Raw genomic sequence first — 25,977 nt, 5'->3', positions numbered from 1 at the left:
GCTCGGGGTGGGTGGCGGGGGCCGGGGTCAGCGGGTGAGGATGTGGCCGCGGCGAGTGGTGAGGCGGGTCCAGGGGCCGGAGGCGTAGAGCGCCACGGGGTCATCAGAGCGGAGAAAGCCGAGGCTGACGGCCGCAAAGGCGGCGCCGGCAGCGGTTCGGCGTTCGATTTCGGGGATAGCGCGGCCCCAGACCTGCGATCGCACACGGTGCACGATCAGCTCACCGGTGTCGGGCGGCAGCGCGGCCGCGACCTCGGAGATACCGGCCTCTGCCGACTTCTCGAGGATGGCTGCATCGACCACCCCGAGCGTCTTCCAGCCGCCCCGCGGGGGCGAGATACCGGCCCACGCCATGAAACCCTCCGCCGGCGGCAGAACAACCTCGACCGGGCCGACGGCACCGTTCACCGTCACCGACAGCAAAGCGAGCCGGTCGAGCAGCGCTCGGATCGAGACGATCTCGTCGAACTCGATCTCTTTGTCGGCCAGAGCGAAGGTGCGAAGCCCCAACACCGTCGGGGCTTCGTCGAGCAGGCCCTTGGGCGCGAGCACCGAGGCGTAGACCGCGAGCACACCGAGCCCGCCGATGACCCGCACCGAACCGGTGCCCACGCGCGCCGCGCGGCCGAGGAAGACCTTGAGGTCGCCCAGCGAGAGCGCGTCGACGAGAGAGAATGATTGAACCATCAGCTTCTAAACTACAGAAGGTGGCGGCTCGGTGCGGCATCGAGGGCGCCGGTTGCACACAGTGAGTAGGAGACGATATGACTGACCCCCTGAGCGGCATGCTCACGGCGCTGAACATCACCGACACGGGAGCACGCACCAACGAAGACATCTTCACCGGTCCGTCGGAGTGGACACCGCTCGGCCGCGTGTTCGGAGGCCAGGTTCTGGCGCAGGCCATCGTCGCCGCCGACCGCACCGTCGATGACTCTCGAATGGTGCACTCCACCCACGGCTACTTTCTGCGGCCCGGCGACGTGCGGCTACCCATCACATTCTCTGTCGAGCGCATCCACGACGGGCGGTCGTTCTCAACCAGGCGAACCCAGGCGTACCAGAACGGCTTGCCGATTCTGTCGATCATCGCGTCGTTCCAGAACGAAGACGAGGGGCTCGACCATCAGGCAGACATGCCCACGGGCATCCCAGAACCTGAGACGCTCCGAAGTGCAGACGACATCGTTGCACAAATCGATCACCCGCTGGCTCGTGGGTGGGCGCACCGCAGGCCGTTCGACATTCGGTATGTCACCTCACCGGTGTTCTTCGAGGCCGACCCTGCGCACGTTGCCCACCAGGCCGTGTGGATCAAGAGTCTCGGCCCACTGCCAGACGACCCGACGCTTCACCGCGCTGCACTCGCCTACGCGAGCGACTACACGATTCTCGAGTCGGTGCTGCGCCGGCACGGTGCAACCTGGGCCAGCCCCAGCCTGAAGATGGCCAGTCTCGACCATGCCATGTGGTGGCATCGGCCGGCCCGCGCCGACGAGTGGCTTCTGTACGTGCAAGAGTCACCGAGCGCGAGCGGTGGCCGCGGCCTGTCACTCGGCCGCATGTTCTCCCGCGACGGAACCCTCGTGGCAAGTGTGGCCCAGGAGGGAATGATCAGGTTCTCGCCGGCCGGAGTCAGCGCCGCGAGCTGAAGACCACGGGCTCGTCGGTGTAGAGCACCCACGCCGCACGCTCGGCCTCAGTCATGCGCCGGGGCCGCTGGCTCGCGGTATCGACGAGCACGAGGGTGGTGGATGCCCGGGTGAACAGTGTGCGGGGCTCGTCGCCCTTCGGGCTCCACACCTCGTAGAACACCTCGAGGCTCGCGCCGCCGAGGTGCCCTATCCACAGTTCGATGTCGAGGGGCCGCCTGACGTACGGGATCGACACGAGGTATTCGACGCTCATGCGCGCGATGACCATCATGGTCTCGTCGCCGGTACTGCCGTCGAGCACAGCCATACTGTCGTCGATCGGGGGCGCCACTGACGCTTCGGTGTACTCAGTGGTGCGCCAGAACGCGTGAACGCGCGCCTCTTCGAAGAATCGCAGCATCGACACGTTGTTCACATGACCGTACGCATCGAGATCTGACCAGCGCATGCTGGTGGGTACGGTGAGTCTCACAGGTCAGTCGCGGGTCAGCTTGCGGTAGGCCGAACGGTGCGGCTTCGCCGCGTCGGGGCCGAGCCGCTCGATCTTGTTCTGCTCGTACGACTCGAAGTTGCCCTCGAACCAGTACCACTTGGCGGGCTCGTCTGCGCTGCCCTCGTACGAGAGGATGTGGGTGGCGATGCGGTCGAGGAACCACCGGTCGTGTGTGATGACCACAGCGCAACCGGGGAATTCGAGCAGGGCGTTCTCAAGGCTGCCGAGGGTCTCGACGTCGAGGTCGTTTGTCGGTTCGTCGAGCAGCAGCAGGTTGCCTCCCTGCTTGAGGGTGAGGGCGAGGTTCAAGCGGTTGCGCTCACCGCCCGACAGAACGCCGGCGGCCTTCTGCTGGTCGGGGCCCTTGAACCCGAACGTCGACACGTAGGCGCGTGATGGAATCTCGGTCTTGCCGACCTGAATGTAGTCTTGCCCGTCGGAAACGACCTCCCACAGGGTCTTCTTCGGGTCGATACCACCACGGTCTTGGTCGACGTACGAGATGTCGACCGTATTGCCGATGGTCAGTTTGCCCGAGTCGAGCGGTTCGAAGCCCACAATGGTCTTGAACAGAGTCGACTTACCCACGCCGTTCGGCCCGATGACGCCCACGATGCCGTTGCGCGGAAGCGTGAAGCTGAGGTCGTCGATGAGAACGCGGCCATCAAAACCCTTGTGCAGTTTGTCGGCGTCGATGACCTGCGAGCCGAGGCGGGGGCCCACGGGGATGACAATCTCTTCGAAGTCGAGCTTTCTGGTGCGCTCGGCCTCAGTGGCCATCTCCTCGTAACGCGCGAGACGCGCCTTCGACTTGGCCTGGCGGCCCTTCGCGTTGGAGCGAACCCACTCGAGCTCTTCGGCGAGACGCTTCGAGAGCTTCTGGTCTTTCTTACCCTGCACCTGCAGGCGCTCTTGCTTCTTCTCGAGGTAGGTCGAGTAGTTGCCCTCGTAGGGGTAGAGCTTGCCGCGGTCGACCTCGGCGATCCACTCGGCCACGTGGTCGAGGAAGTACCTATCGTGTGTCACGGCGAGAACGGCACCCGGGTACTTCGCGAGGTGCTGCTCGAGCCAGAGCACGCTTTCGGCGTCGAGGTGGTTAGTGGGTTCGTCGAGCAGCAGCAGGTCGGGCTTCTGCAGCAGGAGCTTAGTGAGCGCCACACGGCGCTTCTCACCACCCGAGAGGTTGGCGACACTCGCGTCTCCCGGCGGGGTTCGGAGGGCATCCATGGCCTGCTCGAGCTGCGAGTCGAGATCCCACGCGTCGGCCGCGTCGATGTCTTCTTGCAGGTTGCCCATTTCGGCCAGCAGTGAGTCGAAGTCGGCGTCGGGGTCGGCGAGCGCGGCAGAGATCTCATTGAAGCGATCGATCTTGCCCTTGATCTCGCCCACGCCCTCTTGAACGTTCTCGAGCACGGTCTTCGTCTCGTCGAGTTCGGGCTCCTGCATGAGGATGCCCACCGTGTAGCCGGGGCTCAGGATGGCGTCACCGTTGCTCGGTGTATCGAGCCCCGCCATGATCTTCAGAATGGTCGATTTGCCGGCGCCGTTCGGCCCCACCACGCCGATCTTCGCGCCCGGGAGGAACGCCATCGTCACGTCGTCGAGAATCAGCTTGTCGCCCACAGACTTGCGGGCGCGCACCATGGAATAAATGTATTCGGCCATGGTTACCAGTCTATTGTGCGGGTCTCACCGATCAGGCACTTGCCGGTGCCGAGCAGCGGCGTGACGAGGCTGTGGTACTGCCCGAAACCGTACTGCCCCACGAGGCACGACCCGTTCACAGCGATCGAGAACTGAATGGAGTCGGCCTTCACCCCCACGGTGGTGATATCGGGCGTGACCTGCATCGATGCGATGCCGAAGCCGGCGTCACGCAACGCCGAGGTGAACGCCTTACCGTCGGGAGTCTGCCCGGCCGCCGTGCTCGACGCTATGAGCCCCGTGTTCACGTGGTCGAAGTAGGGCAGGTTGTCGGCAGCGGTACCACTGGGCACGATGACGGGGGCAGCAGTCGGCGCGCTCGTCGCGGCACCCGTCGCGGTGGAGGCCGCCGTCGTGGCCGGGGCCGGGGAGGGTGTTGCCGACGTGCACGCGGCGAACATGATGACGGCGGCAGCACCGAGAGCGAACGCCGCCCCCACACGAAACAACGGCCGAGGCATGAGATCTCCATTGGGGCTAGACGTGGTGGGCAGTGAATGGAACAGACGTGCCGCAGAGCCGAGGCCCTACCGACCGCTTGAGTCTAGAGGAGCAGTGTTGGAAGAAACCTCAGAATCTGCTGACCCCTCGCCCGGGTCTGCTTCATCATCAGGCAGAAAGGCGTCGCCGGAGATACCGGGAACAGCCCAGCTGTCGGCCGGGCGGCTGGCGGCACTCTGGCTGACCGGCGCGCGCTCACTCATCGATGAGGAAGGCACACTCTCTGAGAGCGACTTGGTGAAGAGCGAATTTCCCCACGCCAGGTCGTGGCCCACCGTCTCTGCCTCGATCTCGATCGTCGTTCCCGACTTCTCGCCGTTCTCCCACTCGCGAATGCGAATGCGCCCGGCGGTGACCACGCGGTCGCCCTTCTGTACCGACACCGCCAGATTCGACGCGAGCTGGCGGAAGGCCGTCACCGTGTACCAATTTGTACCCATGTCGACCCAGGTCTGGCGATTCTTGTCGAACCGCCGCTGGCTCGAAGCGAGCCGGAAGCTCGTGATGTCGAGCCCCTCCGAAGTGGTGATGTGACGCGGGGCCGTAGCCACGACGCCGGTGAGTGCAATGCTGTCGGTCACGATTTTCTCCTGTCTCACGGCTGCTCGAGCGCTGCCGTGCACCGAGTCTGGCTCGGCGCGTCAGCGCTGGGGCAGGCCAGAGCGACATCTGGGGAGAGCATCCATCGCCCGCTCAGTGTGAGCGACAAGCCAGGTTCAGCTCAGCGGCCGGAACGAGCTACGCGGCCCTGACATACGGTGCATAGGCCTTTCGCACCTTCGCCACCTTCGGCAGTGCGACCGCCATGCAGTAGCCCTGGCCGGGGTTCTTGGCGAAGAAGTCCTGGTGGTACGCCTCAGCCGGGTAGAACTCAGCGAGGGGCTCGACCACTGTCACGATGTCTCCCTCCCACAGGTCGGCGGCTCGCTCGACGCTCTCCTCGAACAACTCTTTCTGCTCGGCCGAGGTGAAGAACATGGCCGAGCGGTACTGGGTGCCCACGTCGTTTCCCTGGCGATTGAGCTGGCGCGGGTCGTGCAGGGTGAAGAACACGTCGAGAATCACGTGGGCCGGGATCACACCGGGGTCGAAGGTGACGGCGACGACTTCAGCGTGACCCGTGCGCCCAGTGCACACCTGCTCGTAAGTGGGGTCGGGGTTCGAGCCACCGGTGTAGCCCGAAACGACGTCGGTAACACCGTGCAGAGTGCGGTAGACGGCGTCGAGACACCAGAAGCAGCCGCCGGCGAGAACAAAAGTTTGCATGCCGTCAAGCCTACGACCGCTGCCGGGCGGGCGGCCAGGCCAGTGTCAGTGGTCGCTCGTACGGTTGGCACAACACCATCGACCGGGCCGGCGACGAACGCAGAACACCGAACACCGAACACCGACGAAAGAGGCACCATGCACACCATTCAGGTTCGCCCGGCACTGTGGCGAGTCGTTCGAACAGACGGTTCACTCGCGGGGTACATCGAGCAGGTGCCGGTCGCCGACAGCGCACGGTTCGAGGCACGCCGACTCGTGGCATCCACCCGTCGGCAGAACACCGTGGGCGACTTCTCGAGCATCGACGACGCCGTACTGTGCTTCGGCTGAGCCGCGCGGGGCTACCGGATGCCCAGCTGAAGACTCGCCTCACACCGTGCGTTTCGTGCCACGGTTTAGCCTGCGGCCGGAGGTAGTCTTCCCCCATGGAATGGTGGAGCAACTTTCTCAACTGGGCGAACACTGACGGTGGCGCCTTCGTATTGACAAGCGTGGCCGTGCCCGCCGTGTCGATTGTCGTGGCGGGCCTGCTGGCATCGCTGATAGCCAGCGGCTCGATCAAGCGCTTGCTGACCAGCCGCGACCGCGAGCTCAAGGTGGCTGCCATCGGCGCACTCGTCGATGCAGCCGAACAGGCCTCCGTCTGGAACTCGCTAACGCCCCAAGAGCAGATACTCGCCGACCGCGCCACCGGGCAGGCCGACATCCAGGTGCGACTGCTGCCCATCAAGGGCGCATCGGTCGCCGCAAACTGGGCCGCGCACTCGCTCGCCGAGATGAAGCGCAACTCGGCGACGTTCGGCTACCAGATCGAACCTGCGGTGATCCAGTTCCGCGACCAGCTGGTCGACTGGCAACACCGTCCGGGTCGCACACGCCGCAGCTTCCAGAGCGACCTCGACCGTTGGCAGGCCCAGTCAGGCGACACCGAGCGCACTCTTCAGCAGCAGCAAGAAGCGTGGGTCGCTCAGCAACACCACGAGCAGTACGCAGCTCCCGTGGCTCCTGTTCCGGCTTCGAATTCGACTTCGACTTCGACTTCGGCAGCCGAATCGACCCCAGCCGTTGCCCCGACCGCATACCAGGCTTCGGCCTACGCGACGCCGGCTGCACCCCGCGCGAACACCGGCACCCTCGACACACAGCGCGTGCTGAGCGACGTCGACGCGCTCGAACGCCAGATCGACTCCGGCAACGCCCGATCGGCGTCATAGCATCGATCGCGCCGTCGGCGCGAAAGTCAAGAACTAATTAGTGCTGCTCAATCATCGCCAAAGCGTTCGGTCGGGGCTAGGTTGTAAAAACTTGGCGCCGACACACGTCGGCCGTGAATGGGGTGTTCATGACTCAGCTCGACGACCGCGAAAAGGACACACCAGACCCAACGCACGTTCCGCGTGACTTCTCCCACGAACAACAGGGGTTCCAGCACGGGCTGAAGCCGCGCCAGGTGCAGATGATCGCCATCGGGGGCGCCATCGGCACCGGCCTGTTCCTCGGCGCGGGCGGTCGTCTGGCCGGCGCCGGCCCCGCGCTCGCCATCGTCTTCGCCATCTGCGGCGTGTTCGCGTTCTTCATCCTGCGGGCACTGGGCGAACTCGTGCTGCATCGCCCCTCGTCGGGCTCGTTCGTCTCCTACGCTCGCGAATTCTATGGCGAGAAGTTCGCCTATGCCGCGGGCTGGATGTATTTTCTGAACTGGGCCATGACCTCGATTGTCGACGTCACCGCCGTTGCCCTGTACGTGCGCTACTGGTCTTTCTTCACCTCGGCACCACAGTGGCTCCTCGCCCTGATCGCCCTGGCCGTGGTTCTCACCCTCAACCTCGTCTCGGTGAAGGTGTTCGGCGAGATGGAATTCTGGTTCGCCCTCATCAAAGTGACCGCGCTGGTGGCGTTTCTCATCATCGGCATCGTCTTTCTGGCCGGCCAGTTTCCGGTTCACGTCGGCGGCCAGACCCTGGCACCGGGCCTGTCACTGCTTCAGAGCAATGGCGGCATCTTCCCGAATGGGCTGCTTCCCGTCGTGATCGTGGTGCAGGGCGTCGTGTTCGCCTACGCCGGTATCGAGTTGGTGGGCACCGCGTCGGGTGAAACGCAGAAAGCCAAGGAGGTCATCCCGAGGGCCATCAATACCGTCATTCTGCGCATTGCGGTCTTCTACGTCGGGTCGATTGTGCTGCTGTCACTCCTGCTGCCGTACACCGCGTACTCAGCAGGCCAGAGCCCCTTCGTCACGTTCTTCTCCAGCATCGGCAGCACCGACGTGGGGCTCATCGCCGGATCGATCATGAACTTCGTTGTGCTCACCGCCGCCCTCTCGAGCCTCAACGCCGGGCTCTACTCCACCGGGCGCGTTCTGCACTCGATGGGCATGAACGGCTCGGCCCCGAAGTTCACCACGAGGATGAACAAGAGCGGGGTACCGTTCGGGGGCATCCTGCTCACTGCCAGCATCACCCTGCTGGGCGTGGGCCTGAACGCCATAGCGCCGAGCCAGGCGTTCGAGATCGTACTGAACGTCTCAGCACTCGGAATCGTCGCAGGCTGGGCCACGATCATCCTGAGCCAGATGCGGCTACGCACATGGGCGAAAGAAGGCAAGCTCGTGCGGCCGCAGTTCAGGCTGCCAGGGGCGCCCGTGACCGCCTGGCTGACGCTGGTCTTTCTGGCGGGTGTGCTCGTTCTGATGGCGATCGACTACCCGATCGGAACCTTCACCGTCGCATCGCTGATCATCGTGATTCCGCTGCTCATTCTCGGCTGGTACCTCTCACGCGGCAAGATTCTCGCCATCGCCCAGGCTCGCGAGGGTATCACCGGCCCGTTCCCCGTCATTCCTGCCCGGCAGGCAACGGATGCCCTGCGGGACAAGAGCGCGCCCACTCCGCCCGACGAGAAATAGCAGGCGGGCGTAGTAACATCGTGAAGTTGCCTCTGTAGCTCAGTGGATAGAGCAGCGGCCTTCTAATCCGCTTGTCGTAGGTTCGATTCCTACCAGGGGCACTCCGCCCGCGCCGTTCGCCCTCCCTCGGGAATCGCCACCGTTGCTGACGCGCTTGGGCGAACAGTGCGTAGGCTGACCTGAGGGGTGTGACGCAGAAGTCCATCGGCTGAGGGGGAAGTCATGACTGTTCGATCGGCTGGATTGACGATCGCAGTGATCGCAGTTCTCGCGTTGAGCGCCTGCGCAAGCGCGAACGGGGGTTCAGCCGGAGCCACACCGGCATCCAGCTCCGCGAAGATCGAGCTCGCCCTGTCTGAGACCTGCACTGAGGCTACGAGTGCGACGTGCGTTTTGATCAACGGCGAAAGTTTGGTGACACCACCCGATTTCACGGACGCGGGGGTGAAAGACGCCGCTGTCGATGAAAGCAACGGGCAGAGTCTGGTGCACGTAACATTCACCGGCGAAGGCAGCACGGTTCTGAGCACGCTCACCACACAGGCCGTCGCGGCGGGATCAACCGCTCGACTCGTCATGAAGGCCGGCGAGAAGATCATCGGTGCCCCTGTCGTGCTTGCCGCCATCGAGAGTGGCGAGGTGTCGATCATCGTCTCGCCGGGAGAGAACGCCGCCGACCTCGTCGATGCAATCCTCGGGCACTGAACAAACACTCCGATTTCTCCGACAGAAGACGTAATGCGTTCATCCGTTCCGATTCCAGACAATCCCTGGCCACACGACATGCTCATCACCGTCGATGACGAACCGAACGCCCTCATCGAGCTGCTCTGGATACGCGAAGCCTGCAACCTGCAACCGACCGGGTTCGATCTCCCTCCGCTTCTGTCTGACACATCGGTCGGCGAGCACCCCGACGCCCGCGCGTCGGCTGATCAGATCGCAGAGTGGCGCAACGCCTGGCCCGCCCTCTGGAAGGCCTGCCTCGACCACGCCGGCCGGGTGCACGATGAGAAACTGTTCGAAGAGCTGCGCGAAACGCCAACTGGCTCGGCCGAGCGCGCCGAACTGCTGCGAACCCTGGTGGGCCCTGACTGGCGCGACACATTCGGCGATGACGCCATCACCCCGAAGTACGCAGCGTGGAACAGAGCGAACTTCGAGGCCCTCGCCCGAGGGCACTCGCGCCCTCTGAACGAACACCCCGAGCGACTTTCGGTCGACTCGCTCAGCGCAGCGTGGAGGGCAGGGCTCACCACGGTCGTGGTGGTTCCCTGCGTTGGCACCTTCACCCGTGACATCGGCCCGCACTCGCTCCTTGTCACAGCCGAGACACGCGACGACCCCCGGCATTACAGCGAAGCCCTCAACCAGTTTCACCGAGCTCGTCGCTGAGCCGGTGCTGGATGCCCGGCTCCACGCATCCAGCAGGGAAGCATCCTGAGCCACCCACGGCCGCAGACAACAGTTCGGCGCAACGCAAAAACCCGATCAGGCTTGGGCCTGAGGCGTCACGAAATCACCGTTCGTGCGTCTTCCTCAGTGGAAGAACTCATCGGCGCCTGCTCTACGCAGCCGTCTCCGGTGACAACCGCACAGAGGAACCGGTGTGACCAACACTTTCCGGTCGATTTCAGCTTCGACATCTGCAGCCGAGCAGTGGGGGCCTGCCACGAGCTGGGAGTGCCCTACATCTCAGCCGGATGGGATTCGAGTACCACCGAAGCCCACACCGCGAGCAGGCAGCTCAGCATCGCAATGCCGGTCGCCCAGCTCGAAGCATCCCCGTTGAGAGTGCCGGTCTTCACGCCCGGGCTCTGGAGATCATCCGGAACAGCCATCGTGACCCCACTCTCGACCCTCAGACTCTGAGCCGACAGTTGAGCGTCTCGACCCGGCACCTTCAGCGGGCGTTCCAGAGCAATGGCGACAGCGTCGCCAGCGCCGTGCAGGCCGCGCGCGCCCGCACTGCTGCCGACTATCTCGATGATCGCCAGACTCCGAAAATCAGCCTCACTGCGTTAGCAACACTGTGCGGGTTCTCGTCGAGTCACGGGCTGCGGGCCGCGTTCAAGCGCGTCTACGGTGACCTGCCCTCGCGCTACCCGGCCTCGGCCTGACAGGGCCGCACGCGCCTCGTGCGGCGTGCGGCGTGCGGCGTGCGGCTAGTCTCGGGGAATGCCCCAGAACCAGCGCACGCCCGTGCAGAGCGCGCCAGCCCAGCCGTGACAGACGCTCTCGAGCGAAGCCTCGACATTCTTGCCTGCCCACTCTGCGGAGGCTCATTCGGCACCAGCACATTCGGCACCAGTACCTTCGGCGTCGGCAGCCGATCGCTGCGCTGCGAGAACGGCCATGCCTTCGACATCGCCCGGCAGGGCTATGCCTCGCTCACCATCGGCGGCGGCCCGCACCACCACGGCGACACCGCCGAGATGGTTGCTGCCCGCGGCCGGCACCTGGCGCGCGGGCACTACGCGCCCATCGCCGACGCGATCGCGAAGGCCTTCGCCGAGCACGCGAACACCAGCACCAGCACGGGCACGGGCAACGGGCCATCCGGTTGGTGCGTCGAGCTCGCCGGCGGCACGGGCTACTACGCGGCACACGTACTCGACGCCCGGCCCCGGATGCACGGCCTCACCCTCGACGTCTCGAAGAACGCTGCCCGCGCCGCTGCCCGCACCCACCCCCGGCTCGCTTCGGCCACCGGTGACGTGCGCGCACTGCTGCCGATCGCCTCAGCCCAGGTCGACCTGGTGCTGAGCATCTTCGGCCCGCGCCGCGGCGACGAAGTGGCGCGGGTGCTCGCAGCAGACGGCGAGGTGATTGTGGTCACGCCTCGAGAAGCGCACCTCGCGCAGCTGCGCGAACGTTTCGCGCTGCTCGCCATCGGGGCAGACAAGCAGGCGCGGCTCATCGAAGCCATGCAACCGCTGCAGCCCGCCGGCACCGTCGACCTCGACTACGTGGTCGATCTCACTCCCGCCGACGTGGTCGACTCCATCATGATGGGGCCGAACGCGTTTCATCGCGAACGAGCCGACATCGAGGAGCTGGCACGGGCTCTGCCCGACACACTGTCGACGAGCGTCGCAGTGACGATCAGCCGTTTTCGGCACTGACGAGGGAGCCCCGACCACCCGCCACCGACACTGATCAGCGATCGACCAGCGCCTGTCGGTCGCCCGCCCTATGCTGGCTGCCATGAAGATCACCACCCCGTCAGCGGCCACCCCGTCAGCGGCCGCGCCAGGAGCACCGGCAACACCGGTCACACCGGCAACACCGGCCGCCGACAGCCATGACCTCATCAGGGTTCGCGGCGCGCGCGAGAACAACCTGAAGAACATCGACCTCGAGCTGCCCAAACGCCGGCTGACGGTCTTCACCGGCGTCTCGGGCTCGGGCAAGAGCTCATTGGTCTTCGGCACCATCGCTGCAGAGTCGCAACGGATGATCAACGAAACGTACAGCGCCTTTCTGCAGGGTCTCATGCCCACGCTCTCCCGGCCCGACGTCGATGTACTCGAGGGCCTGACCACGGCGATCATCGTCGACCAGGAGCGCATGGGGGCGAACTCCCGCTCGACCGTCGGAACGGCGACCGACACGAACGCACTGCTTCGCATCGTGTTCAGTAGGCTCGGGCATCCGCACATCGGCTCACCGCAGGCGTTCTCGTTCAACGTGCCGTCGGTGAGCGGCGCTGGGGCCGTCACCATGGAGAAAGCCGGTCGCACGGTGAAGGAGCGGCGAAGCTTCACCGTGACGGGTGGCCAGTGCCCGCGCTGCGAGGGCATGGGCACAGTGAACGACATCGACCTCGCGCAGCTGTTCGACGAGACGAAGTCGCTCAACGAGGGCGCCCTGACCATTCCCGGTTACACCGCCGACGGCTGGGGCGTTCGCATCTTCACCGGCTCGGGTTTTCTCGACGCCGACAAGCCCATTCGCGACTATTCAGCAAAGGAACGCGACGACTTTCTGTACCGCGAACCGGTGAAGGTGAAGGTCGGCGACATCAACATGACGTACGAGGGGCTCGTGCCCAAGGTGCAGAAGTCGTTTCTGTCGAAAGACCGCGAGGCCATGCAGCCGCACATCCGCGCGTTCGTCGACAGAGCAGTCACCTTCACGACCTGCCCCGAGTGCGGCGGCACGCGCCTCAGCGAGGCGGCCCGGTCATCACTGGTCGGCGGTATCTCCATCGCCGACGCGTGCGCGATGCAGATCAGCGACCTCGCCGAGTGGGTGCGGGGACTTGACGAGCCGACGGTCGCTCCCCTGCTGGGCGGGCTTCTGCAGACCCTCGACTCGTTCGTCGAGATCGGGCTGGGCTACCTCTCTCTCGACCGCCCGGCCGGCACGCTCTCGGGCGGCGAGGCCCAGCGCACGAAGATGATCAGGCACCTCGGTTCGTCGCTCACCGACGTCACGTACATCTTCGACGAGCCGACCATCGGGTTGCACCCGCACGACATCGAACACATGAATGCGCTGCTGCTGCAGCTGCGCGACAAGGGCAACACCGTACTCGTGGTCGAGCACAAGCCCGAGATGATCGCCATCGCCGACCATGTGGTCGACCTCGGCCCAGGGGCCGGCACCGGCGGCGGCGAGGTGTGCTTCGAAGGAACCGTCGACGAGCTGCGCGCGAGCGACACGCTGACCGGCCGGCACCTCGACGACCGCCATTCGGTCAAGGCATCGGTACGCACCTCGACGGGCGCGCTCGAGATTCGAGGGGCGAAGACGCACAACCTGACGGGTGTCGATGTCGACATTCCCCTCGGCGTGCTGGTGGTCGTCACCGGCGTGGCGGGCTCGGGCAAGAGCTCGCTGGTGCACGGCTCGATTCCGGCCGGCGCGGGGGTGGTCTCGATCGATCAGGGCGCCATCCGCGGCTCCCGGCGCAGCAACCCTGCCACCTACACGGGGATGCTCGAACCCATCCGCAAGGCTTTTGCCAAGGCCAACGGCGTGAAGCCCGCCCTGTTCAGCGCGAACTCCGAAGGAGCCTGCCCCAATTGCAACGGCGCCGGAGTGATCTACACCGACCTCGGCGTGATGGCCAGCGTCTCACGAGTGTGCGAGGTCTGCGACGGAAAGCGGTTCGACGCGCAGGTGCTCGAGTACCACCTCGGCGGCCTCGACATCAGCGAAGTTCTCTCCCTGTCGATGGTCGACGCCGCGGCGTTCTTCGGCGAAGGTGAGGCGCGCACTCCGGCCGTGCACACCATTCTCGCGCGTCTCGTCGACGTGGGCCTGGGCTACCTGAGCCTCGGGCAGCCCCTCACCACGCTGTCGGGTGGCGAACGCCAGCGCTTGAAGCTTGCGAACCAGATGGCGGAGTCAGGCGAGATCTACGTGCTCGACGAGCCCACCACGGGCCTGCACCTCGCCGATGTCGAGCAGCTGCTCGGCCTGCTCGACCGGCTGGTCGACTCTGGCACCTCGGTCGTTGTGGTGGAGCATCACCAGGCCGTGATGGCGCACGCCGACTGGATCATCGACCTCGGCCCCGGGGCAGGCCACGACGGCGGGCGCATCGTCTTCGAGGGCACACCGGCAGACCTCGTGGCCGGGCGGCAGACCCTCACCGGCCAGCATCTGGCGGCCTACGTCGGGTCACGCCCACCAGCAGCGTGACCGCTGTCAGCAGCTCCCATACGATGATCGAGTAGACCGAGCCCCGTTCGAGCACGCCGTCAGGCAACAGTTTCAGGCCCGGTGTGTAGTAGCCGAGTTCGAGCAGTACGAGTGAGGCGAGGCCGAGCATCCCGAGCCCGGTGCTCACGACGCGGTACCAGGTGGGGGTACCGCGTGCCGTCGAGCCGAGACCGGCCACGACGACGGCCACGTTTCCGGCCACGATGGCAAGGCCCGCTCCCCCGACGTGCAGCACTTCGAGCCCGGCCGCGGTACTGGCCTGGCTGCCATGGAAGACGCCGACCAGAACGATTCCCACCGAGTGCAGTGCCGCGAGCACGAGGAAGGTGCGGCGAGCGCCGCCGGTGACCGCCCGCGTGAGGAGAATCGCAGCGGTGATGAAGAGGATGCCCTGCGCCACGAAAGCGAGATTGACCAGGTCATGCAGTGGCGAGTCGATGGTTCGCCCCTGAAAGACGCCCACCTCAGGCACACCGAGGTCACTGATGTAGTTCGTGGCGTAGCTGTACCCGGGGAATGCTGCCGCGGCGGCGGCCTCGGCAGCGACGTAGGCGAGGCCCGCTGCGGCCCAGAGCGCAGCAGCGGCGAGCGCGGGCCGTCGGGCGACAGCGACAGCGACAGGCCGAGCGGACGAAAGCGACATCGGTGCTCCTCCCCTGTGCCGTCTCGGAACGCTACTTCTTATTGGCCCGCTTGGCATGGTTGAACGCGATGGCCTCGCGAACGAGAGCCTTCAGCCCCTCTTCGTCGATCACATCGCCCTCGGCCAACTCGTACGAGCGACGCTGGTTGCCGCCCAGTTCGCCGTTGAAGAGACCTGTGGCGTCGGTGATGAGGGCGCCGTACATGAAGCCGAGCTTCACCTTCGTCTTGAAGATGTTGCCCACGACCAGAATGCCGTCGAGCTCCCAGACGGGCGCGCCCATCCACTTCCACTCTTCGACGATGCCGGGGTCGACCTCGCTGATGATGCGGCGGGCATTCGCCAGTGCGGCCCCACGCCAGTCGGGGTGGGTTCTGATCAGGTTGTCGATCTCTTCTGCGGGAGTCACGAGCACCTTCCTTCGGTCGCCTTCATCATACGAGCAGGCACCGCGGTCACGATGACGAGGTGCGACCGATCATGCCGGCAAGCACGGAGGGTGCGGTGGCCTGCCGCGTCACGAGCTCGGCGGTCACCCGCCCCTCGGCCAGAGTGAAGATGCGGTTCGTCATGATCAGCAGCTCGTCGAGATTGTCGGAGGCCAGCAGCACGGCAGTGCCGCCAGTGGCGAGTTCGACGATGAGGTCGCGCACAGCGTGCAACTGCTCGCCCTCGAGCGAGGCGGTGGGGTGATCGAGAACGACAACGACGGGGCGCGCCTCGAGGGGCTGGTCGAGCCACAGCTTCAGGGCATCCACATGCCGCCTGGCGCCCGCAGACCACCCGCCGTCTGCCGCCGCTGCGGCGGCGGCGCGGTTGCCGACGAGCGCCGAGATTCCGCCGAGGCCGAACGCGGGCGACGCCGTCTCGTAGTCGCGATGCCGGTCGACCAAGCCGAAACGTGCCAGCCTGCCGAGAAGCGACGGCGAGACGCGTGACGGAATGCCGCCCAACAGTTTCAGGTCGTACCGCAGGTTCGCGCTCGTCGAGAGCCCCACCCCACCCGCAACCGACTGCTGCGGGGTCTCGGCCACCAGGGGGCTGCCGTTCACGAGCATGGTGCCGGTCACGCTCGAGCTGTACGAGCGCGCGAAGAGGCTGAGCGCCAGCTCGGCGATACCCGAACCGGCAAGTCCCGCCAGCCCGACGATCTCACCGCGACGGGCGTTCAGCGACACATCCCGCACTACAGCCGTGTCTGAATCGACCACGTGGTAGGCGCTCCACCCGGCGATCTCGAAGACCACGGGCCCGGCCTCACGCGTCTCGTGCAGCGGGCGCGGCGACACCCGGATGTTCGCTGTCATGTGTTCGATCAACCGCGCCTCAGAGGGCCGCCCCTCGAGCATCGACACCGTTTCGACGACCTCGCCGCGCGACAGCACGCTCACGTTCTGGGCAACCTGCGTCAGCATGTCGATGCGGTGCGTCGCCACCACCACGGTGACCCCCTCAGCAGAGAGCCGCCGGATGCCGGCTGCCACCAACGCGAGGCCCGCAGCGTCGAGACCCGTGAACGGTTCGTCGATCAGCACGACTGTTCGCTGGGCCACCACGCAGCGCACCAGCTCTACGACCTGGCGTTCGGCACGCGACAAGCCCGACCCGGGTGACCGCGGATCGACCGTCGCCCCGAGACCGAAACGGGTGAGCAGCTCGGCGGCGTTCGCGTTCAACCGGTCGAATCGAATGAAACCGCCCACCGACTTCTCGTGTCCGAGGAAGATGTTCTCTGCCACCGAGGTGTGCGGAACGATGGCGGGTTCGCCGCGCAGCACCCGCACGCCGAGTGTTTCGGCGGCGCGGTACCCGTCGAAGCGGCGAGGCTCACCGCCGATGCGGAGAACACCCTCGGTGACCGGCAGAAAGCCGCCGATCACAGCGAGAACCTCGGATGCCCCCGAGAGGTTTTCGGCCAGAATGCCGTGCACGGCCCCCGCGGGCACCGCGAACGACACAGCACGAATGCCCGTGCCGGGCGACGACCTCGCCGAGACAGAGCTCAGGTGAAGTGCGAGGCCAGACACGGGCATCCGCTGTCACTCAGTGTTCGCAGCGCGATCAGTGCGATCGGCTGGCGATCAACGCCCGCCGGAGCGGCGCTTGTTGTAGACGTCGAACGCAACGGCCAGCAACAGTACGAGGCCCTTGACGGCTTGCTGCCACTCGATGCCGATGCCCATGATCGACATGCCGTTGTTCAGCACACCGATGATGAGACCACCCACGATGGCACCGCCGATGGTACCGATACCTCCGGTCACCGCCGCGCCACCGATGAAGGCGGCCGAGATCGCCTCGAGCTCGAACCCGTCGCCGGCCTTCGGGCCTGCGAGGTTCAGCCGGGCAGTGAATACCAGGCCGGCGAGTGCGGCCAGGAAGCCCATGTTCACGAACAGCCAGAACGTCACGTTTCGGGTCTTGATACCCGACAGCTCGGCTGCGTGCAGGTTGCCACCGATGGCGTAGATGTGGCGGCCGAACACCGAGCGGGTCATGACCAGCCCGTAGATGAGCACCAACACGGCGAGAATGATCAGCGTGACGGGGATGCCCTTGAACGTGGCGAGCGCGTAGGCGAACAGGCCGACGACGATCGCAACCAGAACCAGCTTGCCCACGAACCAGCCGAGCGGTTCGACAGCCTGCCCGTAGCTCTGCCGGCCGCGGCGCGTACGCACCGACTGCACGATGAATGCGACGATGGCGATAATCGCTACGCCCATGGTGAGAGGGTCGACGGCGAAATCGCCGAACAGGTTCGTCAGGTAACCGTTACCGATCGAGCGGTACAGCTCGGGGAACGAGCCGATGTTCGCGTTGCCGAGAACCACGAGCGCGAGCCCTCTGAAGATGAGCATGCCCGCCAGCGTCACGATGAACGCCGGGATTCCGACGTACGCGATCCAGAACCCCTGCCATGCACCCACCACGGCACCGATCAGCAGCGACAGAATGATCGAGAGCCACCACGGCAGCCCCATGTTCACTGCGAACACGCCCGAGACGGCACCGATGAAGGCGGCAACCGAACCCACCGACAGGTCGATGTGGCCGGCCACGATCACCATCACCATGCCGATAGCCAGAATCAGGATGTACCCGTTCTGCACGATGAGGTTCGAGACGTTCTGCGGCCGCAGCAGCACACCATTGGTCAGGATCTCGAAGACCACGACCACCAGCACGAGGGCGATGAAGATACCGTTCTTGCCCAGGTCGCTGAGTACGTGGGTGATCGCGGTGGTGAATCTGTTCTCGACCGGATTGACCCGGCCGCCTGCTGCCGTGTCGTCGGCCGGCTTCGTTTCGAGGTTGGACATCAGGCTCGTTCCTTTTCCATGGTCATGTACTTGATCAGCGTTTCGGGGGTGGCCTCTGCAATAGGCACTTCACCGGTGATGCGGCCTTCGGCGAGCGCGTAGATGCGGTCGCAGATGCCGATGAGTTCGGGTAGTTCACTCGAGATGACGATCACGCCTTTGCCTTCGGCTGCGAGGCGGTTGATGATCGTGTAGATCTCGTATTTGGCGCCCACATCGATGCCGCGGGTGGGCTCGTCGAGAATCAGCACGTCGGGGTCTGAGTAGATCCACTTGCTGAGTACGACCTTCTGCTGGTTGCCACCGCTCAGCTTGCCGACCTTCGCCAGTACCGAGGGTGCCTTGATGTTCATCGACTTGCGGTAGCCCTCAGCCACCTTGAACTCTTCGTTGTCGTCGACGAATCCGCCGCGCTCGAGCTTCTTCAGCGACGCCATCGAGATGTTGCGCTTGATGTCTTCGATGAGGTTGAGCCCGTAGAACTTGCGGTCTTCGGTGGCGTATGCCAGACCATTGTCGATGGCCTCCGAAACCGTGCGGGTCTTGATCTCTTTGCCGTTCTTGAAGACCGAACCTGAGATCTTGGTGCCGTACGAGCGCCCGAACAGACTCATCGCGAACTCGGTACGACCCGCGCCCATCAGACCAGCAATACCGACGATCTCGCCGCGCTTCACGTTGATGTTCACGTTGTCGACCATGACGCGAGTCGGGTCTTGCGGGTGGTACGCGGTCCAGTTCTCGACGCGCAGAATCTCGTCGCCGATGTGCGGCGTGTGATCGGGGTAGCGGTGTTCGAGGTCGCGACCCACCATGTCTTTGATGATGCGGTCTTCGGTGACGTCGATCTTGGCGATGGTCTCGATGGCCTTGCCGTCTCGAATGACCGTCACCGTGTCGGAGATCTTCTTGATCTCGTTCAGCTTGTGGCTGATGATGATCGACGTGATGTTCTGCGCCTTCAGCGAGAGAATCAGGTCGAGCAGGTGATCACTGTCTTCATCGTTCAGGGCGGCGGTCGGTTCATCCAGAATCAGAAGCTTCACTCGTTTCGAGAGCGCTTTGGCAATCTCGACGAGCTGCTGCTTACCCACCCCGAGTTCGCGAACCTTCGTGGTGGGGTTCTCCCTGAGGCCCACGCGGGCGAGGAGCTTGGATGCCTCGATGTTGGTCTTGTTCCAGTCGATCAGGCCGAAGGCGCCCGTGATCTCGTTGTTCAGAAAAATGTTTTCGGCAATCGACAGGAACGGGCTGAGCGCCAGTTCCTGGTGGATGATCACGATGCCTTTGGCCTCGCTGTCACGAATGTCGCGAAACTCCATTGTCTCGTTCTCGAAGACGATGTCGCCTTCGTAGGTTCCGAACGGGTACACGCCGCTCAAGACCTTCATCAGCGTGGACTTGCCTGCGCCGTTCTCGCCGCAGATCGCGTGCACCTCGCCGCGGCCGACGTCGAGCGTCACGTTCTGCAGCGCCTTGACGCCCGGGAACGTCTTCGTGATGCTGCGCATTTCCAGGATATTGGTGGTCACAATATCTCTTCCTTTATAAGTGGGCGGGGTGATGCGTAAGGGGTGCGGCCCGGCCCGCTGGTGACAGCGGACCGGGCCGAGTGGGGGTGGTTCAGACTAGCCGTTGACCTGAGCAGCGGTGTAGTAGCCACCGTCGATCAGAACGCTCTTGACGTTGTCTTTGGTGACCGTGACCGGCTGCAGCAGCTGGGCCGGAACGACCTTGATGCCGTTGTTGTAGGTCTTCGTGTCATTCGTCTGAGGCGTTGCCCCGGTGAGAACAGCGGTGGCCATGGCTACAGCAACCTTCGCGAGCTCGCGAGTGTCTTTGTAGATGGTCGAGTACTGCTCGCCGGCGTTGATGGCCTTGACCGAGTCGAGCTCAGCGTCTTGACCGGTGATGACGGGGATATCAGCCGTGGTGTACCCAGCAGAGGTCAGCGCCGAGATGATGCCGCGCGACAGGCCGTCGTAGGGCGACAGGATGCCGTTGACCTTCGTGGTGCCGTTCGAGTAGGTCGACGTCAGGATGTTCTCCATGCGCGCCTGAGCGGTGGCCGGGTCCCAACGCAGTGTTGCCACCGTGTTGAAGTCGGTCTGGCCGCTCTTCACAACGAGGGTGCCATCGGTGATGTACGGCTTCAGGGTGTCCATCGCGCCATTGAAGAAGAACGTGGCGTTGTTGTCGTCGGGGCTACCGGCGAACAGCTCGATGTTGAACGGGCCCTTGGTGCCGGTCTTGTTGCCACTGGCGTCGAGAACCTTCAGCCCGGTGAGCAGCGAGGTCGCCTGCTCGACTCCGACCTTGTAGTTGTCGAAGGTCGCGTAGTAGTCCACGTTCGGCGAGTTGCGAATGAGGCGGTCGTAAGCGATGACCGGGATGTTGTTGTCTTTGGCGTTCTGCAACGTGTTCGTCAGCGTGGTGCCGTCGATCGAGGCGATGATCAGGGCCTTGGCGCCCTTGGTGATCATGTTCTCGAGCTGAGTGACCTGGGTGGGGATGTCATCTTCTGCGTACTCGAGGTCGACGGTGTAACCGGCTGCCTCGAGCTGCTGCTTGATGTTGTTTCCGTCAGCGATCCAACGCTCACTCGACTTGGTGGGCATTGCGACGCCGATGAGGCCGCCGGCGCCGGCTGCGGCGCCTCCGGTCGACGACGACGACGATGAGCTGCCGCTAGAGCAGGCGGCCAGTGAGACAACCATGGCGGCTGAGGCCAGGAGAGAAAGTACAACCTTCTTCTTCACAGTATTTCCTTTCAATTCGTGCTTGGACTTCGTTGTTCAGCAGATGCTGTGATTCCAGCGGACATCGGTGCGAGGTCGCGCAGGCTTGTGTCTCGTCAGCGACGAGAAGTGGGGAGGGCAGATTGTCCGTAGACGTTCTGGTAGCGGTCGAAAAGGGCGTCAATCGCTTCTGGTGCAATCGGCAACGGGGTGCCGAGTTGCCGGGAGATGTGCACGGTGCGGGCCACATCTTCGGCCATCACCGCGGCTTTCACGGCGTCTTTGGCATCGGCGCCGATAGTGAAGACACCGTGGTTCTGCATCAGAACGGCACGCGAACGGTGACCGGTGAGCGTCTCGACGATGGCCACGCCGATGGAATCGTCGCCGATGATGGCGAACGGGCCGACAGGAATCTCTCCGCCGAACTCGTCGGCCATCGCGGTGATGACGCACGGGATGGCCTCACCCCGTGCGGCCCACGCCGTGGCGTACGTGGAGTGCGTGTGTACAACGCCGCCGACCTCTGGCATGTGGCGGTACACGTAGGCGTGCGCCGCGGTATCGCTTGAGGGCGAACGGTTCGACCCCGGAGTCGCTTCGATGACGACACCGTCGAAATCGCAGAGAATCATGTTCTCGGGTGCGAGGTCGTCGTAACTCACACCACTGGGCTTGATGATGAAGAGATCGGCACCCGGCACCCGGGCCGAGATGTTGCCGCCCGTCCAGATGACGAGCTCGTAGCGAGTGAGCTCGGCGTGCAGACGAGACACCTCAGCGCGAACACGCGCAATGGTGACCTCAACTTCAGCGCCGTAGTTCACGTGCGGACTCCTTCGTCACAAAATGCGGTTGGGTCAGGCGATTCACGCCGGGGAACCCCAGATGTGACCGTTCATGTGAACGTTCACTTTGGGCTGAACTCATTGAGCCACATGGCAATGCGCGCTGTCAAGCCGCGGTTATCACAGTTCGGTAACCGCGCTTGCTGCAGCCGTCAGACACGCCCGTCGGGCGAGCTCGATCAGCGGGCAGGCGGTGCTGTGCTCGAGCGCACGAGCAACTCGGGAACGAGCTCAGAAGCCACGCCCGTCTCAGCCGCGCCACCGTTCAGCAGCAGCGCCACACACCGCCGCCCCAGCTCGGCGAAGTCTTGGCGCACGGTTGTCAGCGGCGGCCAGAAGTGCCGCGCTTCGGGAATGTCGTCAAACCCGACGATGCTGATGTCGCCGGGCACATCGAGGCCAGCATCCCGAATCGCATGAATGAGGCCCAGGGCCATCTGGTCGTTCGAGGAGAAGATCGCCGTGAAGTCTCGCACGCGCAGAAGCTCACGGCCGGCAAAGAAGCCGAACTCGGCGGTCCAGTCTCCGAGAATAGGAGCCGTCGCCGGCACGTCGTGGTCAGACATCTCGGTGAGAAAGCCGTGCATGCGGGCTTCGGCCTCGATCCAGTCCTGCGGGCCCGCGAGGTGATAGATGTCGCGGTGCCCCAGCTCGATGAGGTGTCGGGTGGCCAGCCGCGCACCGAGAATCTGATCGACAGACAGTGCGTGGTCAGTGGTGCCGTTCGACTGCAGAGTGACAATGGGCACCGTGAGGTTCATCTCGCGAAGCGTGTTGAAGACCCGCACCTGTGGCGCAATGACCACCACGCCCTCGACGGCCTGGTCGAGCAGATGGTTGAGGCCGCGTTCGATGGATGCCCGGTCGCCGCTGTCGAGCGTGACCGTGTTGACGAAGTACCCTTCGTCGCGCGCCGCGTGCTCGATGGCGGCAATGCTGGAGGCCGGGCCGTACTGGGCGCTCGACGCCGAGAGAATGCCGAAGGTGCGTGAGCGGCTCGTGACGAGCATGCGAGCGGCCCGGTTCGGCCGGTAATGCAGCTCGTCGATGACCTCCTGCACACGCTGGCGGGTCTCGTCGCGAAGACCGGTGGCATTGTTGAGCACGCGTGAGACGGTCTGGTGCGAAACACCTGACAATCGGGCGACATCGCGGATGCTCGGCGCACGCTCTGGGCGGGGATCAGCTGCCATGAGGGCCTGTCTCTGCAAACGAATGGGTGTCGCGGCCCAGTGTCACGCCAATGTGAACGTTCAACCAAAATGGTACGCTCGCCCATTATGTACCGTTCGCATGGGGCCGTTCTCCCAAGGTGACTGTCACATGTCACAAATGTGACAGTCACTCGTGAGAATTCTCTCAGTATCGTCAATCAGGTAAGGCTGCCATCGTGAGTTACACCCCACCTCCACTCGAGCCGAACGAGCCCGGAGATCCGAAGAAACCGAGCACGAGCAGAATCGCCATCTGGATCGGAGTTGCCGCCGTAGGTGCGTACTTTCTGATCAATGGCATCGTGGGCATCATCTCTGCGAACCACTGAACACCAGGTACCCACCATGCACATGAGACTCGAACTGATTCCGCTGCCCTCGAGCGATATCGACCGCAGCATCGCCTTCTACGTCGACAGAGTGGGGTTTCTGCTCGACCACGACGTGCAACCCGGCAATGGCATGCGCATCTTGCAGCTGACGCCGCCCGGTTCGGCCTGCTCGATCGTCATCGGGGTGGGCATGGGGGCTGCTGGAGGCCCACCGGTGCACGGCATCCACCTCGTCGTCGACGACGTCGATGCGGCCCGGGCCGAGTTGGGCGGGCGGGGTGTCGATGTCTCCGACGTCAGCGACATGGGTGGCGGAGTGCGTTACGCCTACTTCAGCGACCCCGACGGCAATTCGTGGGCCCTGCAGCAGCTTCCCGGCTGACCCGGCGCACGCCGCGCACCCTCGGCTGAGGCCGCGGGGCCCGGGCTACGCGGCGGCGCTCAGCCCGCGATGGCGTTCAACTTCTCGAGGGCATCCGGTGCCAGCTCGAGAGCGGCACCCGCCACGTTCTCGCGCAGGTGAGCGACCGACGAGGTGCCCGGAATGAGCAGGATGTTCGGCGAGCGCTGCAGCAACCACGCCAGCGCTACGGCCATCGGTGTCGTCGACAGCTGCTCGGCGACGTGGCTGAGCGTGTCGGACTGAAGCGGCGTGAACCCGCCGAGCGGAAAGTACGGCACGTAGGCGATACCCTGTGCGGCGAGCGAATCGATGAGTGCGTCGTCGGCGCGGTTGGCGATGTTGTAGAAGTTCTGCACGGTCACGACGGGCGCAATGCTCTGGGCCTCGGCGAGCTGGGCGGCATCGACGGTGCTCACGCCGAGGTGCCGGATGAGCCCCTCCTGCTGCAACTCGGCGAGCACGGTGAACGGCTCGGCGAGCGAACCGGGTGCGGGGGCGTCGAACCCACCCACCCGCAGATTCACAACCTCGAGCGCGTCGAGACCGAGATGCTCGAGGTTGTCGTCGACGGCCTTGCGCAGCTCGTCGCGTGAGAGCGCCTTCGGCCAGTTGCCTTCGGCGTCGCGCAGCGAACCGACTTTCGTGACGAGGTGCAGGCCCGCGGGGTAGGGGTGCAGGGCCTCTTTGATGATCTCGTTGGTGACATACGGGCCGTAGAAGTCAGACGTGTCGATGTGGGTGATGCCGAGCTCGACGGCCGCCCGCAGCACGGCGACGGCGCCCTCGCGGTCGGCCGGGGGCCCGAAGACGTGCGGGCCCGCGAGCTGCATTGCGCCATACCCCATGCGGGTGAGGGTGGGGCCGCCAGCGAGGGTGAAGGTGCCGCCGGGGAGAGCTGTGGATGCCATGGGTGTCCTGTCGTCGATGGGCGCGGCCCCGGCTTCGCCCGAGTCGCTCCTGCCACTCTCCTCCTTGCGGCTGGGAGCAGCCGGTCGTTGTGCCGCTGCGTCGTCGGCCACCGGGCAGCTCTCATCCGTGGGCTCCTCGCCCACGAAGCCGTCGAGCTGCTCGCGCAGCAGGTCTGCGTGCCCGAGATGGCGCGCGGTCTCCTCTATGAGGTGCAGCAGAATCCAGCGCAGCGAGAAGCCACGCCGCGCCGAAACAACGTCGAGGTCGGCAGCGGAGGCCACGACGGCGTCACAGCGCTGCGATTCGGCCGTGTAGTCGGCCAGCAGCGCGGCCATCGTGGTTGCCGCGGGCATTCGCCACTCGGCGTCGGGGTCGTCGTCGCTCCAGTCGTACTCAAGCCCCTGCTCGCCCGCGAAGACGTCGCGCAGCCACGAGCGCTCGACGTTCGTGAGGTGCCGCACCAGCCCGGGCAGGCTCATGCCGCTCGGGGTCTGGCCGGCACCGAGTGCGTCAGTCGGGGCATCCCGCAGCTTCCAGCAGACAAGATCGCGCTGGCGCTGCAGCATGCCGACGATGCTCGTGCGCTCGTCGCCCAGGCGCGCCGGCTCGGTGATGCCGAACCGCTCACCGTTCGCCGTTCCGTTTCCCTCATCCATGCACGACATCATGCCAGCGGGCAGCTCCCGGCCGCGCACCACCGCCGCACCGTGACGCGGTGATGCCGCCGGATAGACTTGGGCGCATGAGTGCACAAACAGACCGCATGGTCTGGATCGACTGTGAAATGACCGGGCTCGACCTCGCCGTCGACGAACTCGTCGAAGTGGCGGTGGTGGTCACCGACTTCGAGCTGAACCTGCTCGACCCCGGATTCACCATCGTGATCAAGCCCGACGACTCGGCCCTCGAGCACATGAACGACTTCGTGCGCACGATGCACGAGACGTCGGGGCTCGACAAGCTGATTCCGAACGGCGTGAGCCTGGCCGAGGCCGAGTTCGAGGTGCTCGAGTACATTCTGAAGTTCGTTCCCAACGAGCTGAAGGCGCCGATCGCGGGCAACACCATCGGCACCGACCGCATGTTTCTCGCGAAGTACATGCCGCGGGTCGACGCCCACCTGCACTACCGCAGCGTCGATGTCTCGTCGATCAAAGAGCTCGCGCGCCGCTGGTTTCCGCCCATCTACTTTCACGCCCCCGCAAAAGACGGCGGCCACCGTGCACTGGCCGACATTCTCGAGTCGATTCGCGAGCTCGAGTATTACCGCAAAGCCGTGTTCGTACCCGCTCCCGGGCCCGCTTCGGCAGACCTGAAAGTCATCGCGGCCGAGGTTGTGGCAGAGTTCGCCTCAAAGCTGTAATAGA

The 25,977-nt window shown here is 64.8% G+C and carries 28 protein-coding genes, 1 tRNA gene and 1 pseudogene; 14 read left to right on the top strand and 16 right to left on the bottom strand.

The genetic code is table 11. The annotated features are described in order from the left end of the window. Positions 1-27: 27 nt before the first annotated feature. Positions 28-687: a DUF8185 domain-containing protein gene (locus tag D4765_RS07075; protein ID WP_136641582.1), complete on the bottom strand. Its 660-nt coding sequence runs from the start codon at positions 685-687 to the stop codon at positions 28-30. Between the two features lie 77 nt (positions 688-764). On the opposite strand from D4765_RS07075, the gene D4765_RS07070 reads away from it, so the two are divergent. Further along, positions 765-1,652, top strand: coding sequence for an acyl-CoA thioesterase (locus D4765_RS07070; RefSeq protein ID WP_136641581.1), 888 nt, complete (start codon positions 765-767; stop codon positions 1,650-1,652). Here D4765_RS07070 and D4765_RS07065 read toward each other — a convergent pair. The 5 genes from D4765_RS07065 to msrA form a co-directional block, all read right to left on the bottom strand. Continuing rightward, a complete protein-coding gene (locus D4765_RS07065; protein ID WP_201799249.1) occupies positions 1,636-2,103 on the bottom strand; it encodes an acyl-CoA thioesterase in 468 nt (155 codons plus the stop codon). The genes D4765_RS07070 and D4765_RS07065 overlap by 17 nt on opposite strands. A gap of 27 nt (positions 2,104-2,130) precedes the next feature. Next, entirely contained in the window at positions 2,131-3,813 is a 1,683-nt protein-coding gene (gene ettA / locus D4765_RS07060) for an energy-dependent translational throttle protein EttA (RefSeq protein WP_136641579.1), read from the bottom strand. A 2-nt stretch (positions 3,814-3,815) separates the two neighbouring features. Next, positions 3,816-4,313 carry a DUF6993 domain-containing protein gene (locus tag D4765_RS07055; protein WP_136641578.1) on the bottom strand — a complete coding sequence of 166 codons (498 nt, stop codon included), beginning with the start codon at positions 4,311-4,313 and terminating at the stop codon, positions 3,816-3,818. Positions 4,314-4,379: 66 nt separating this feature from the next. Next, the gene (locus D4765_RS07050) at positions 4,380-4,934 is read right to left on the bottom strand and encodes a single-stranded DNA-binding protein (RefSeq protein WP_136641577.1); all 555 of its coding nucleotides are present in this window, start codon (positions 4,932-4,934) and stop codon (positions 4,380-4,382) included. Between the two features lie 157 nt (positions 4,935-5,091). Continuing rightward, positions 5,092-5,619 carry a peptide-methionine (S)-S-oxide reductase MsrA gene (gene msrA / locus D4765_RS07045; RefSeq protein ID WP_136641576.1) on the bottom strand — a complete coding sequence of 176 codons (528 nt, stop codon included), beginning with the start codon at positions 5,617-5,619 and terminating at the stop codon, positions 5,092-5,094. A 138-nt stretch (positions 5,620-5,757) separates the two neighbouring features. On the opposite strand from msrA, the gene D4765_RS07040 reads away from it, so the two are divergent. From D4765_RS07040 to D4765_RS07000, 10 genes are all read left to right on the top strand, one after another. After that, positions 5,758-5,952 carry a hypothetical protein gene (locus D4765_RS07040; RefSeq protein WP_136641575.1) on the top strand — a complete coding sequence of 65 codons (195 nt, stop codon included), beginning with the start codon at positions 5,758-5,760 and terminating at the stop codon, positions 5,950-5,952. Between the two features lie 95 nt (positions 5,953-6,047). Continuing rightward, positions 6,048-6,836: a hypothetical protein gene (locus tag D4765_RS07035; protein ID WP_201799248.1), complete on the top strand. Its 789-nt coding sequence runs from the start codon at positions 6,048-6,050 to the stop codon at positions 6,834-6,836. A 128-nt stretch (positions 6,837-6,964) separates the two neighbouring features. Continuing rightward, complete coding sequence (locus tag D4765_RS07030) at positions 6,965-8,527, top strand: amino acid permease (RefSeq protein WP_136641574.1); 1,563 nt, start codon at positions 6,965-6,967, stop codon at positions 8,525-8,527. Between the two features lie 28 nt (positions 8,528-8,555). Then, positions 8,556-8,628: transfer RNA gene (locus tag D4765_RS07025), tRNA-Arg, on the top strand. A gap of 121 nt (positions 8,629-8,749) precedes the next feature. Continuing rightward, the gene (locus D4765_RS07020) at positions 8,750-9,232 is read left to right on the top strand and encodes a SecDF P1 head subdomain-containing protein (RefSeq protein WP_136641573.1); all 483 of its coding nucleotides are present in this window, start codon (positions 8,750-8,752) and stop codon (positions 9,230-9,232) included. 33 nt (positions 9,233-9,265) lie between these two features. Then, on the top strand, positions 9,266-9,922 hold the full coding sequence (locus D4765_RS07015) for a hypothetical protein (RefSeq protein WP_237280298.1): 657 nt from the start codon (positions 9,266-9,268) through the stop codon (positions 9,920-9,922). A 288-nt stretch (positions 9,923-10,210) separates the two neighbouring features. Further along, entirely contained in the window at positions 10,211-10,399 is a 189-nt protein-coding gene (locus tag D4765_RS19145; RefSeq protein WP_161580375.1) for a hypothetical protein, read from the top strand. Positions 10,400-10,407: 8 nt separating this feature from the next. Then, positions 10,408-10,647, top strand: a complete 240-nt coding sequence (locus D4765_RS19140; RefSeq protein WP_161580374.1) for a helix-turn-helix domain-containing protein — start codon at positions 10,408-10,410, stop codon at positions 10,645-10,647. Between the two features lie 105 nt (positions 10,648-10,752). Continuing rightward, on the top strand, positions 10,753-11,652 hold the full coding sequence (locus tag D4765_RS07005) for a putative RNA methyltransferase (RefSeq protein WP_136641571.1): 900 nt from the start codon (positions 10,753-10,755) through the stop codon (positions 11,650-11,652). An 82-nt stretch (positions 11,653-11,734) separates the two neighbouring features. Continuing rightward, complete coding sequence (locus tag D4765_RS07000; RefSeq protein WP_136641570.1) at positions 11,735-14,179, top strand: ATP-binding cassette domain-containing protein; 2,445 nt, start codon at positions 11,735-11,737, stop codon at positions 14,177-14,179. Here D4765_RS07000 and D4765_RS06995 read toward each other — a convergent pair. The 8 genes from D4765_RS06995 to D4765_RS06960 all read right to left on the bottom strand — a co-directional run bounded on the left by D4765_RS06995 (position 14,127) and on the right by D4765_RS06960 (position 22,945). Next, positions 14,127-14,843, bottom strand: coding sequence for a DUF998 domain-containing protein (locus tag D4765_RS06995; protein ID WP_136641569.1), 717 nt, complete (start codon positions 14,841-14,843; stop codon positions 14,127-14,129). The two genes, D4765_RS07000 and D4765_RS06995, sit on opposite strands and share 53 nt — an antisense overlap. A 31-nt stretch (positions 14,844-14,874) precedes the next feature. Then, a complete protein-coding gene (locus D4765_RS06990) occupies positions 14,875-15,252 on the bottom strand; it encodes a DUF1801 domain-containing protein (RefSeq protein WP_136641568.1) in 378 nt (125 codons plus the stop codon). Between the two features lie 46 nt (positions 15,253-15,298). Continuing rightward, entirely contained in the window at positions 15,299-16,876 is a 1,578-nt protein-coding gene (locus tag D4765_RS06985) for an ATP-binding cassette domain-containing protein (RefSeq protein WP_136641567.1), read from the bottom strand. A 48-nt stretch (positions 16,877-16,924) separates the two neighbouring features. Further along, positions 16,925-18,166 carry a multiple monosaccharide ABC transporter permease gene (gene mmsB / locus D4765_RS06980; protein WP_136641566.1) on the bottom strand — a complete coding sequence of 414 codons (1,242 nt, stop codon included), beginning with the start codon at positions 18,164-18,166 and terminating at the stop codon, positions 16,925-16,927. Next, positions 18,166-19,698 carry a multiple monosaccharide ABC transporter ATP-binding protein gene (mmsA, locus tag D4765_RS06975; RefSeq protein ID WP_136641565.1) on the bottom strand — a complete coding sequence of 511 codons (1,533 nt, stop codon included), beginning with the start codon at positions 19,696-19,698 and terminating at the stop codon, positions 18,166-18,168. The genes mmsB and mmsA overlap by 1 nt, the downstream gene beginning before the upstream one ends. A gap of 96 nt (positions 19,699-19,794) precedes the next feature. Continuing rightward, positions 19,795-20,925: a multiple monosaccharide ABC transporter substrate-binding protein gene (gene chvE / locus D4765_RS06970; RefSeq protein ID WP_272898612.1), complete on the bottom strand. Its 1,131-nt coding sequence runs from the start codon at positions 20,923-20,925 to the stop codon at positions 19,795-19,797. A 95-nt stretch (positions 20,926-21,020) separates the two neighbouring features. Then, complete coding sequence (locus D4765_RS06965; RefSeq protein WP_136641564.1) at positions 21,021-21,731, bottom strand: L-ribulose-5-phosphate 4-epimerase; 711 nt, start codon at positions 21,729-21,731, stop codon at positions 21,021-21,023. A gap of 200 nt (positions 21,732-21,931) precedes the next feature. Then, the gene (locus D4765_RS06960) at positions 21,932-22,945 is read right to left on the bottom strand and encodes a LacI family DNA-binding transcriptional regulator (protein ID WP_136641563.1); all 1,014 of its coding nucleotides are present in this window, start codon (positions 22,943-22,945) and stop codon (positions 21,932-21,934) included. 197 nt (positions 22,946-23,142) lie between these two features. Between D4765_RS06960 and D4765_RS19135 the strand changes: the two genes are divergently transcribed. Both D4765_RS19135 and D4765_RS06955 read left to right on the top strand, forming a co-directional pair. Then, positions 23,143-23,295 (top strand): hypothetical protein, encoded by a 153-nt coding sequence (locus D4765_RS19135; protein WP_161580373.1) that lies wholly within the window; start codon positions 23,143-23,145, stop codon positions 23,293-23,295. A gap of 16 nt (positions 23,296-23,311) precedes the next feature. Next, positions 23,312-23,680, top strand: a complete 369-nt coding sequence (locus D4765_RS06955) for a VOC family protein (RefSeq protein ID WP_136641562.1) — start codon at positions 23,312-23,314, stop codon at positions 23,678-23,680. A 59-nt stretch (positions 23,681-23,739) separates the two neighbouring features. On the opposite strand, the gene D4765_RS19645 is transcribed toward D4765_RS06955, so the two are convergent. Both D4765_RS19645 and D4765_RS19640 read right to left on the bottom strand, forming a co-directional pair. After that, complete coding sequence (locus tag D4765_RS19645) at positions 23,740-24,609, bottom strand: aldo/keto reductase family oxidoreductase (RefSeq protein WP_237280303.1); 870 nt, start codon at positions 24,607-24,609, stop codon at positions 23,740-23,742. A 159-nt stretch (positions 24,610-24,768) separates the two neighbouring features. After that, positions 24,769-25,176, bottom strand: a pseudogene (locus D4765_RS19640) (DinB family protein); the annotation flags it as partial. A 176-nt stretch (positions 25,177-25,352) separates the two neighbouring features. Here D4765_RS19640 and orn point away from each other — a divergent pair. Beyond that, positions 25,353-25,973, top strand: a complete 621-nt coding sequence (gene orn, locus D4765_RS06945) for an oligoribonuclease (RefSeq protein ID WP_136641560.1) — start codon at positions 25,353-25,355, stop codon at positions 25,971-25,973. Positions 25,974-25,977: the final 4 nt, after the last annotated feature.

Origin of the sequence: Subtercola vilae, from assembly GCF_004923255.1 — a bacterium.
Lineage (GTDB): Bacteria > Actinomycetota > Actinomycetes > Actinomycetales > Microbacteriaceae > Subtercola > Subtercola vilae.
The sequence above is the reverse complement of the archived record's forward strand: the minus strand, read 5'-3'. Positions and strand labels throughout refer to the sequence as shown.

Coding starts and splice junctions, on each gene's coding strand:
- D4765_RS07075 (WP_136641582.1), bottom strand. CDS start 687: ATGGTTCAATCATTCTCTCTCGTCGACGCGCTCTCGCTGGGCGACCTC.
- D4765_RS07070 (WP_136641581.1), top strand. CDS start 765: ATGACTGACCCCCTGAGCGGCATGCTCACGGCGCTGAACATCACCGAC.
- D4765_RS07065 (WP_201799249.1), bottom strand. CDS start 2,103: ATGCGCTGGTCAGATCTCGATGCGTACGGTCATGTGAACAACGTGTCG.
- ettA (WP_136641579.1), bottom strand. CDS start 3,813: ATGGCCGAATACATTTATTCCATGGTGCGCGCCCGCAAGTCTGTGGGC.
- D4765_RS07055 (WP_136641578.1), bottom strand. CDS start 4,313: ATGCCTCGGCCGTTGTTTCGTGTGGGGGCGGCGTTCGCTCTCGGTGCT.
- msrA (WP_136641576.1), bottom strand. CDS start 5,619: ATGCAAACTTTTGTTCTCGCCGGCGGCTGCTTCTGGTGTCTCGACGCC.
- D4765_RS07040 (WP_136641575.1), top strand. CDS start 5,758: ATGCACACCATTCAGGTTCGCCCGGCACTGTGGCGAGTCGTTCGAACA.
- D4765_RS07035 (WP_201799248.1), top strand. CDS start 6,048: ATGGAATGGTGGAGCAACTTTCTCAACTGGGCGAACACTGACGGTGGC.
- D4765_RS07030 (WP_136641574.1), top strand. CDS start 6,965: ATGACTCAGCTCGACGACCGCGAAAAGGACACACCAGACCCAACGCAC.
- D4765_RS07020 (WP_136641573.1), top strand. CDS start 8,750: ATGACTGTTCGATCGGCTGGATTGACGATCGCAGTGATCGCAGTTCTC.
- D4765_RS07015 (WP_237280298.1), top strand. CDS start 9,266: ATGCGTTCATCCGTTCCGATTCCAGACAATCCCTGGCCACACGACATG.
- D4765_RS07000 (WP_136641570.1), top strand. CDS start 11,735: ATGAAGATCACCACCCCGTCAGCGGCCACCCCGTCAGCGGCCGCGCCA.
- D4765_RS06995 (WP_136641569.1), bottom strand. CDS start 14,843: ATGTCGCTTTCGTCCGCTCGGCCTGTCGCTGTCGCTGTCGCCCGACGG.
- D4765_RS06985 (WP_136641567.1), bottom strand. CDS start 16,876: ATGCCCGTGTCTGGCCTCGCACTTCACCTGAGCTCTGTCTCGGCGAGG.
- mmsB (WP_136641566.1), bottom strand. CDS start 18,166: ATGTCCAACCTCGAAACGAAGCCGGCCGACGACACGGCAGCAGGCGGC.
- D4765_RS06960 (WP_136641563.1), bottom strand. CDS start 22,945: ATGGCAGCTGATCCCCGCCCAGAGCGTGCGCCGAGCATCCGCGATGTC.
- D4765_RS06955 (WP_136641562.1), top strand. CDS start 23,312: ATGCACATGAGACTCGAACTGATTCCGCTGCCCTCGAGCGATATCGAC.
- D4765_RS19645 (WP_237280303.1), bottom strand. CDS start 24,609: ATGGCATCCACAGCTCTCCCCGGCGGCACCTTCACCCTCGCTGGCGGC.
- orn (WP_136641560.1), top strand. CDS start 25,353: ATGAGTGCACAAACAGACCGCATGGTCTGGATCGACTGTGAAATGACC.